Raw genomic sequence first — 8,738 nt, forward strand, 5'->3', positions numbered from 1 at the left:
CCCCCACTGTGCAATGGTCCTTTTGTGACCCTGCACCAGAAGACTGGCCGCATATGGTTAATTCACTTTTAAATTGGCTCACATTGGCACGAAAATTAACGTCCAAAGGCGGAATTAGCCGCTTTTCCCACCCCTATGCTATGGAATCGGGAAAAAGGGAAATCGATGAAACACGCCTTTGACGACCGCTTGCGGATGCAGCTCACCGAACGGCTTGCGCGTTTCGAGCGCCGGTCGCTGGCCGCTGAAGGGCTGAAACGGGCCGCCGTCGCCATTACCGTAGTGCCGCATGAGGAGAACGCCGCCTTCCTGCTGACGCGGCGCACGCCGAGGCTTTCCTCCCATGCGGGCCAATGGGCGCTGCCGGGCGGGCGGCTCGATCAGGGCGAGGAGCCGGTCGAGGCCGCCTTACGCGAATTGTCGGAGGAAGTGGCGCTCGAACTCCCCCGCAGCGAGGTGCTGGGCGTGCTCGACGATTACCCGACCCGCTCCGGCTATCTCATAACGCCGGTCGTCGTCTGGGCGGCGGAAACGGCGCGGATGCGGCCCAATGAGGCAGAAGTCGCCTCGATCCACCATATCCCGCTTGCCGAACTGGAGCGGCCCGGCTCACCCGTCTTTCTCACCATCCCGGAAAGCGAGCGGCCCGTGATCCGCCTTCTGATCGGCGATGACCACATTCATGCGCCGACTGCGGCCCTGCTCTATCAGTTTGCGGAAGTGGGCCTGCGCGCCCGCGCAACGCGGGTCGCAGAGCTTGAACAGCCCGTCTGGGCCTGGGGCTGACGCAACTCAGGCGTGAAGCGGCTGACGAAAGGCAGGCACCGCGCCCTTGCGGCGCTGCAGAAAGGCCGGCAGGCGCGCCCAGACCTTCTCGTGGAAATAGAAGACAACCGTATTCACGGCAGGCTCGATCAGCGCCACGCCCGTCGCAATGCCCACATTGCCAGTCAGCGCATAGGTCACGCCGAACCCCACCGCGAAGTGAAGCGTTCCGTAGCTGATGGTCTTGCAGAGATCACGCATTGTCCTGGTCCTCATAAGTCGCTCTTGCGACTTATTCTCATTTAAGAGAGTGGGGCAGGCTTGTCAAGGGCACTTGGGGAGTGGGTGGCGTCGCTCACGGCAGCGTCAGGATCACCGGCCCGTTCCTGGTCACGACAAGGGAATGTTCGTACTGGACAGTGGGTGCCACGGGATCGGCCACCAATGTCCAGCCATCCCCTGTCTCTTCCGCCACATGGCCACCCATCGAGAGGAACGGCTCAATGGTGAAGACCTGCCCCTCCCGAATGAGCCGCCGGTCTGAGGGATCGGCCCAGGTGGAAATCCCCTCAGGCTCCTCATGGAGCGAGCGGCCGACGCCATGGCTCGCCAGATTGCGGATCAGCGTATAGCCGCCCTTCTGCGCGAAACGCTCGATGCGCTCGCCAATGGCGTTGAGCCTGCCCCCGGCCCGCACGGCGCGGATGCCCTCCCACATGGCGCGCTTCCCGTCGCGGCAGAGGCGCGCGACATGCGACTTCACCGGCGGCACGGGAAAGCTCGCCCCCGTATCGCCGAAGAAACCATCCTTCTCCGCCGACACATCTATGTTGACGAGATCGCCGGGGCGAATGATCCGCTCGCCCGGAATGCCATGCGCGACTTCCTCATTCACACTGATGCAGGTGGCACCCGGAAACTCATAGGAAAGTTCCGGCGCGGAACGCGCGCCCTCCTTCTCGAGCAGCGCGCGACCCAGCGCATCAAGCTCGCGCGTGGTCATGCCCGGCTCTATGGCAGCGCCCATCCCGGCAAGCACCTGCGCGACGATGCGGCCTATCGCCTTGAGGCCTTCCAGTTCTTCTTCGGTGGTGACAATCATGGAGGAATTGTAACGTGAGAAGGGCGGCGATGCTCGAAAATCCCGCCGATCACATTTCCGTCATTGCGATTACGTCGTTTTGCACGGCAACAGAAATCGGCGACAAGCTCTCTCGCGCACGGGAGGGTCTGCGGGCATCAGGGCACAGTGCCCGATTTTTTTACGCAATCGCCGCAACGAGCCGCCCGCCTCGCTTGCGCTTCAATAAAATCCATTGAACACTGATGATCTCTCGGCCGCTCGACCTCAGTACGGCAGGGGCGGGGCACAGACATCTCAATTTGGAGGACGACATCCAATGAACCGCAAAAGAGGCATGTCCGGACTGCTCAGCGCTCTGTCGCGCCGTCAGTTCATGACCGGAGCGGCAGCCGTTGGCATCACGCTAACCGCAAAACCGAAATTCGTTTCAGCCGCCGAGGAGAAGAAGCTCACTTTCGCCAACTGGGACACCTATATCGGCGAAACGACGCTTGCCGATTTCCAGGAAGAAACCGGCATTCAGGTGACGATGGACCTGTTCGGCGACGTGTCCGAACTTTTCGCCAAGATGCGCGGCGGCAATACCGGCTATGACGTGGTCGTGCCGTCGAACGACTGGGTGCCCCGCATGATCGAAGCGGGCATGCTCCAGCAGCTCGACCATTCGAAGATCCCGAACATCGCGAACATCTATCCGCGCTTCATGGATGAGCCCTTCGATCCGGGCCGCAAATATTCGCTCCCCTATATGTGGGGTACGGTCGGCATCGGCTACCGCAAGTCTGCCGTCAAATCGACGCCGGATAGCTGGGGTGTGCTCTATGACGACGACACCCATGCCGGCAAGATCGCGCTTCTTGCCGAATGCGGCACCATGCTCGGCTGCGCGCTGAAATATCTCGGCTACTCGCTCAACTCAACCGACCGCGCCGAGAACGAAGCTGCCGCTGAACTCATCATCAAGCAGAAGAAGCGCATCAAGTCCTTCGCCGAAGATAACGGCCAGGATCTGCTCGCTTCCGGCGAAGTCGATGTCACGATGGAATATAGCGGCGACATCGCCCAGCTCATGACCGAAGACGATGATGTGGACTACATCGTGCCGAAGGAAGGCGGTCTCATCTGGGAAGACGTACTGGCCATTCCGGCAAACGCGCCGCACCCGGAAAACGCTCATGCCTTCATCAACTACGTCCACGATGCAGAAGTTCACAAGCTGATCGCGGAATACATCCAGTTCGCCACGCCCAATAAGGCCGCCTTCGAACTGATGGATGAAGAATATCAGAACAACGCGATCACCTTCCCGCCGGAAGACGTTCTCGAAGTGTCCGAGGTTGCGCTCTATCTCGGTGAGGAGGTCGCGCAGATGCGTGAAGAGCTCTGCACCAAGATCAACGCCGCCTAATAAGCGGCTCAAGGGCGGGCAGGCAACTGCCCGCCTTTTTCAATCCTGCCCCTTTTTCCTTTTCCGCGGCTGTGCTTACTTCTGTCGCGGAAATGGAAAGCGGGACGAGGGCTGGCGGGGGAGCCGCAACAGCATTCGAGCCGCCTCACCGGAACGGGAAATCCCGCGCCGGTCGGCCTTGTGACATTTGGTTCCTGTTATACCCCTCGGGAGGGTTGCCGCATGGACAACTGGAAGACTTCGGCACGCGCCTTCTGGGCTGCCTTTGCGCCGCCGACCTTCTGGCTGGTCGCCTTCTTCATCATTCCGCTCTCTCTGATCTGGCTTTACAGCTTCAGCTCGAAGACCGGGATCATTGACACCACGCTCGACTGGAACCTGAACCAGTATGCGCGCGCGCTTGAACCGCTCTATCTCGGCATCTTCTGGAAATCGATCTGGATGGCAGCCGCGACGACCTTCATCTCTCTGGTCGTCGCCTTCCCGGTTGCTATTGCGATTGTCTTTGCCAAGCCGAATGTGCGGATGTGGCTGCTGCTGCTCATCATCCTGCCCTTCTGGACCAATCTGCTGATTCGCACCTATGCGCTGATCGCGGTGCTGCGCACAAACGGCTTCATCAATAACGGGCTTGAATGGCTGGTCGTCCATGCCGACTGGCTGCTCTCCTTTGTCGGCCTTGGCGACAACACGCTGATCGGCCCCTTCTCGCCACTGCATTTGCTGTACAACAACACGGCGGTCGTGTTCGGCCTTGTCTATGTGCATCTGCCCTTCATGGTGCTGCCGCTCTATGCGGCGCTCGACAGGCTGGACCGCTCCTATCTCGAAGCGAGCCTTGATCTGGGCGCAGGCCATTTCCGCACCTTCTTCTCGGTCGTGGTACCGCTTGCCCTGCCCGGCATTGCGAGCGGCGTCATCATCACCTTCATTCCGGCGATGGGCTCCTATCTCACGCCAGACCTTCTCGGCGGAACGGACAGCCAGATGATCGCCAATGTCATCGGCAACCAGTTCAAGGGAGCGAATAATTGGCCCTTCGGCGCCGCGCTCAGCTTCCTTCTGATGTATGCAACTTTCTTCGCGCTCGCGATCCGCGCATTCCTGATGCGCAAGGACGGCAGGGGGACGAAATGAGGCTGTTCAAACGCAACCCTGACCCGATGGGCCCGCTCGACTATTCGCGCCGCTTCTGGCTGCGCGCAACGGTGGCAGTGACGCTCTTCTTCCTCTATGCGCCGATCATCGGGCTGATCGTCTTCAGCTTCAACAACAGCCGCCGCAACATCGTCTGGCGCGGCTTCACCACCGACTACTATGTGAAGCTCTTCAACAATGAGTCGCTGATGCTTGCCTTTGGCAACTCGCTGACCATTGCCGTTTTCTGCACGATTTTCTCCACCATTCTCGGCGCACTGACGGCCTATGTTCTCTGGCGCTTCCGATTCCGGGGAAAGGCCATCTATGAAGGCGCCATGGCGCTGCCGATCGTCATTCCCGAAATCTGCATGGGCGTGGCGATGATGGTGTTCTTCGCGCGTATCGGCTGGCCGACGGGCCTTCCCTGGCCGTTCAACCTGTCCGCTATCACCATCGCCCATATCGCCTTTTCGTTCCCCTTCGCGGCCATCGTTATTCGCGCAAGGCTTGAAAGCTTCAACCCCGAGCTCGCGGAATGTGCGCGTGACCTCGGCGCAAGCGAGTTTCAGGTCTTCCGCGATGTCGTGGTTCCGCACATGAAGCCGGGCCTGATCGCAGGCGCCCTGCTTGCCTTCACCCTTTCGCTCGATGACTTCGTCATCACCTTCTTCACCTCGGGCCCCGAGACGGTCACCTTCCCGGTAAAGATCTATTCGATGGTTCGCTTCTCGGTGACGCCTGAAGTAAACGCGGCATCCACCGTTCTCATCCTTGTCACGCTGGTCGTCACCGCCTTCGCGCTTCGGATGCAGAACAGAAACAACATGCTGAGCAACGCCGCCTGAGCGGCCTGTCGGAACATTTGGACAAGAGCTAATGGCTGACCAGACCCTATCCGACACGCCCATCATTCAGATCAAGAATGTCAGCAAGATATTCGGCGGCAATGTGAAGGCGGTGGATAATGTGGACCTCGAGGTGAGGCGGGGTGAGTTCTTCGCCCTGCTTGGCCCGTCAGGCTGCGGCAAGACCACACTGCTGCGCATGCTGGCCGGCTTCGAAGTGCCGACCCATGGCAGCATCATTGTGGACGGGCAGGAAATGTCGAACGTGCCGCCGAACAAGCGGCCGATCAACATGGTGTTCCAGTCCTATGCCGTGTTCCCGCATATGTCGGTCGAGCAGAATGTTGCCTACGGTCTCAAGATGGATCGCCGGCCGGCAAAGGAAATCAAGGAGCGTGTCGCCGAGGCACTCGATCTTGTAAAGCTTGGCCATCTCGGCAAGCGCATGCCGGATGAAATGTCCGGCGGCCAGCGTCAGCGTGTCGCCCTTGCCCGCGCGCTTGTGAAGCGGCCCAAAGTGCTTCTCCTCGACGAGCCGCTTTCTGCGCTTGATGCGAAGCTGCGCGAGGCGATGCAGCTTGAGCTTGTGCGCCTTCAGAAAACGGTCGGCATCACCTTCGTCATCGTGACGCATGACCAGTCCGAAGCGCTCTCCATGGCAAACCGCATCGCCGTGATGAATACGGGCACGGTGCAGCAGGTGGCACCGCCCACCACGCTTTATGAAATGCCGAAGAACCGCTTCGTCGCGGACTTCATCGGCAAGATCAACATGATCGAAGGCGAGGCCACCGACGCCGGCAATGGCGAGGTGCGGGTGAAGACCGGCTCCCTTGGCGAGATAACGCTGAAGGGCACGGCCACGGGCAAGGTCGCGCTTGCCGTCCGCCCGGAAAAGATTTTCGTCGATGAAAAGCAGCCGACCGATCCGAGCCTCATCTATGTGAAGGGCAAGGTCGGCGAAGTCGCCTATTTCGGCAGCTACAGCAATGTCTTCTTCGATATCGGCACGGGCACGCCCCTACAGGCCGACATCTCCAATGTCTCAAGCGACATTGAAGAATTCACCTTCAAGACCGGCGAGGAATACTGGGTCTATTGGCGCAAGGCCGACACGCTGGTGCTGGGAGACTGAGCGCCGGACAGGCTGAGGCGGCGCGCTGCTGCCTCAGATATCCTCTTCTTCCGAGGGCAATTCACCCGTCGCGGTGATGCGCTCCACATCGCGCACGATCTTCTCGATCAGGAGAAGCGGGATCATCTCGCTCACCGTGCCGATGCCATGCACGGCAAGCTTCGCAGCCGTCGGCTGGTCGAGCTTGTCGCCAAGGCGGCTATAGAATCCGAGCACCGCGCGGCGGGCGAGAAGCTCTACCATCTTGGGATAGATTTCGTAGCTCTCGATCGTATAGCCGATTTCCGGCGTGTAACCGGCGTCCCGCGAGGCGCGCATCAGTTCCATGATGCGGATATTGCGCTGGTTGAGCCATTCGCCATCCTCGCGCTCGTCAATATGGACGACGCCGACAGCGGCGAACCGCCTGATCTCCTCAATCGTAAAGCCCGTTTCCCTGGCAACATCCTGCAATGTCATCGGCGCAAGGGTGCGGCCATCAGCCAGCAACGGCCCCAGGGCAACCTCCAGCCCGATCAGCGTCTCGAAGCTGCCCGCCGGCTGATCCCCGCCCGAATTGACAATGCTTTTGATGACGGAAAGCGGAAGATGGCGCTCCTGCTGCAGGCGCCGGATGAGATTGAGCCGCTTCACATGCTCCTTCCCGTAGGTGGCGACATTGCGTTTCGGCCGGATGGGCTCAGGCAGCAGGCCCTCGCGGATATAGTAGCGAATGGTCTCGCGCCCGATACCGGTTGCGGCCTCAAGTTCCTTCATCTTCATGGCAGGTTTCTTCTTCAGGGGGCGAACTCCCGCGGGGAGATATTCCCAAGTCTAGCAGACTTGCCCCAAAAATGCGTAGTGCAAATGACCGGCTGGCCGTGAGACCAGAGCGCACATGAAAAAGGGCGGTGCCTGACGCACCGCCCTCACTTCGAAAATCAGCGGCGCTTAGAGACGTTCGATGATCGTCACGTTGGCGAGGCCACCGCCTTCGCACATGGTCTGGAGGCCATAGCGCTTGTTCTGCGCCTTGAGCGCATAGACCAGGGTCGCCATGAGCTTGGTGCCGGAGGCGCCGAGCGGATGGCCAAGCGCAATCGCGCCGCCATGCACATTGAGACGGGCCGGGTCCGCACCGAGATGCTTCGCCCAGGCAACCGGCACGGAGGCGAAGGCTTCGTTGACTTCATAAAGATCGATATCGTCAATCTTCATGCCAGCCTTCTTCAGCGCCTTCTCCGTCCCCGGAATGGGGGCTTCCAGCATGATAACCGGATCGCCGCCGACAACCGTCATGTGATGGATGCGGGCAAGCGGCTCGACGCCAAGCGCCTTGAGGCCCCGCTCATTGACGATCATGACGCCCGACGCACCGTCGCAGATCTGCGAGGAGGTCGCCGCCGTGATGGCGCCACCTTCGGCGAGAAGCTTCACGTTCTTGATCGCCTCAAGGCTCGCATCGAAGCGGATACCTTCGTCAACCTTGTGGATTTCCTTCGAGCCATCCTCGAGCGTCACTTCCACGGGAACGATTTCAGCATCGAAAAGACCCGCCTGCGTCGCCTTGATCGCCTTCTGGTGGCTGTTGAAGCCAAATTCATCAAGCTCGTCCTTGGTGAGGCCGTACTTCTTGGCCATCATCTCGGCGCCGGCAAACTGGCTGAACTGGATGTTCGGGTAGCGCTCTTCAATGTTCGGGCTCTTGTAGAAGCCGAAGCCGTTTTTGAAGGGCAGCGAGATCGGCATGCCCATCGGCACGCGCGTCATGCTTTCGATGCCTGCCGCGATGACAACATCCATCGCGCCCGACATGACAGCCTGCGCACCGAAGTGAAGCGCCTGCTGCGAAGAACCGCACTGACGGTCAACCGAAGTGGCCGGAACGCTTTCCGGCAGCCCCGAGGCCAGCACCGCATTGCGGGCAATGTTCATGCCCTGCTCGCCCGCCTGGTCCACGCAGCCGACGATCACGTCTTCGATCAGCTCAGGGTCTGCGCCCGTGCGCTTCATCAGATCGTCGAGCACCTTGCCGCCGAGATCAGCGGGGTGCCAGTCCTTCAGTTTGCCGCCCTTTCGGCCGCCAGCGGTGCGGGCGGCTGCGACGATATAGGCTTCAGCCATGATCAGCTCTCCTTGTTTCTTTCTGCGGTTTCATGCCGGCGGTTCTGCGACCGCGTCCTTGGCCCCGTGCCCATTGGCCACGCCGGTCAGCGACAATTCTTCTGACATGTGAATACACAGCCTGATCCGGCCGGGACCGGGCGGTGCAATTGGCGCACATCATCTACATGCCAAACGGCTTGTCCAGCCGGAAACACCCTCTTGCAACTTGGCAGAACTCCGCGCAGAGTCCGAAGAAAGCCTTATACGCCAGCAACT

General features: G+C 60.3%; 10 protein-coding genes. 6 read left to right on the forward strand and 4 right to left on the reverse strand.

Annotation, left to right across the window (positions count from 1 at the left end):
- Positions 1-182: hypothetical protein (locus WBF74_RS06000; RefSeq protein WP_424436674.1), on the forward strand; the 182-nt coding region annotated here is incomplete at its 5' end.
- Complete coding sequence (locus tag WBF74_RS06005) at positions 166-786, forward strand: NUDIX hydrolase (protein WP_424436677.1); 621 nt, start codon at positions 166-168, stop codon at positions 784-786. The genes WBF74_RS06000 and WBF74_RS06005, both read left to right, overlap by 17 nt.
- A 6-nt stretch (positions 787-792) precedes the next feature.
- On the opposite strand, the gene WBF74_RS06010 is transcribed toward WBF74_RS06005, so the two are convergent.
- Together WBF74_RS06010 and map are read right to left on the reverse strand one after the other, a co-directional pair.
- A complete protein-coding gene (locus WBF74_RS06010; protein WP_424436680.1) occupies positions 793-1,041 on the reverse strand; it encodes a DUF2061 domain-containing protein in 249 nt (82 codons plus the stop codon).
- 79 nt (positions 1,042-1,120) lie between these two features.
- Positions 1,121-1,867 (reverse strand): type I methionyl aminopeptidase, encoded by a 747-nt coding sequence (map, locus tag WBF74_RS06015; protein WP_424436683.1) that lies wholly within the window; start codon positions 1,865-1,867, stop codon positions 1,121-1,123.
- Between the two features lie 316 nt (positions 1,868-2,183).
- Here map and WBF74_RS06020 point away from each other — a divergent pair, with 316 nt between their 5' ends.
- From WBF74_RS06020 to WBF74_RS06035, 4 genes are all read left to right on the forward strand, one after another.
- Complete coding sequence (locus WBF74_RS06020; protein ID WP_424436686.1) at positions 2,184-3,257, forward strand: ABC transporter substrate-binding protein; 1,074 nt, start codon at positions 2,184-2,186, stop codon at positions 3,255-3,257.
- A 222-nt stretch (positions 3,258-3,479) separates the two neighbouring features.
- The gene (locus tag WBF74_RS06025; RefSeq protein ID WP_424436689.1) at positions 3,480-4,394 is read left to right on the forward strand and encodes an ABC transporter permease; all 915 of its coding nucleotides are present in this window, start codon (positions 3,480-3,482) and stop codon (positions 4,392-4,394) included.
- Positions 4,391-5,242 (forward strand): ABC transporter permease, encoded by an 852-nt coding sequence (locus WBF74_RS06030; protein ID WP_424436692.1) that lies wholly within the window; start codon positions 4,391-4,393, stop codon positions 5,240-5,242. The genes WBF74_RS06025 and WBF74_RS06030 overlap by 4 nt, the downstream gene beginning before the upstream one ends.
- A 31-nt stretch (positions 5,243-5,273) precedes the next feature.
- Positions 5,274-6,377: an ABC transporter ATP-binding protein gene (locus tag WBF74_RS06035; RefSeq protein WP_424436695.1), complete on the forward strand. Its 1,104-nt coding sequence runs from the start codon at positions 5,274-5,276 to the stop codon at positions 6,375-6,377.
- 33 nt (positions 6,378-6,410) lie between these two features.
- Here WBF74_RS06035 and WBF74_RS06040 read toward each other — a convergent pair whose 3' ends face one another.
- Positions 6,411-7,139: a MerR family transcriptional regulator gene (locus WBF74_RS06040; protein WP_424436698.1), complete on the reverse strand. Its 729-nt coding sequence runs from the start codon at positions 7,137-7,139 to the stop codon at positions 6,411-6,413.
- Positions 7,140-7,307: 168 nt separating this feature from the next.
- Positions 7,308-8,480 carry an acetyl-CoA C-acetyltransferase gene (locus tag WBF74_RS06045; protein WP_424436701.1) on the reverse strand — a complete coding sequence of 391 codons (1,173 nt, stop codon included), beginning with the start codon at positions 8,478-8,480 and terminating at the stop codon, positions 7,308-7,310.
- Between the last annotated feature and the right edge of the window lie 258 nt (positions 8,481-8,738).

It is taken from the genome of Parvibaculum sp. (assembly GCF_049672805.1).
Lineage (GTDB): Bacteria > Pseudomonadota > Alphaproteobacteria > Parvibaculales > Parvibaculaceae > Parvibaculum.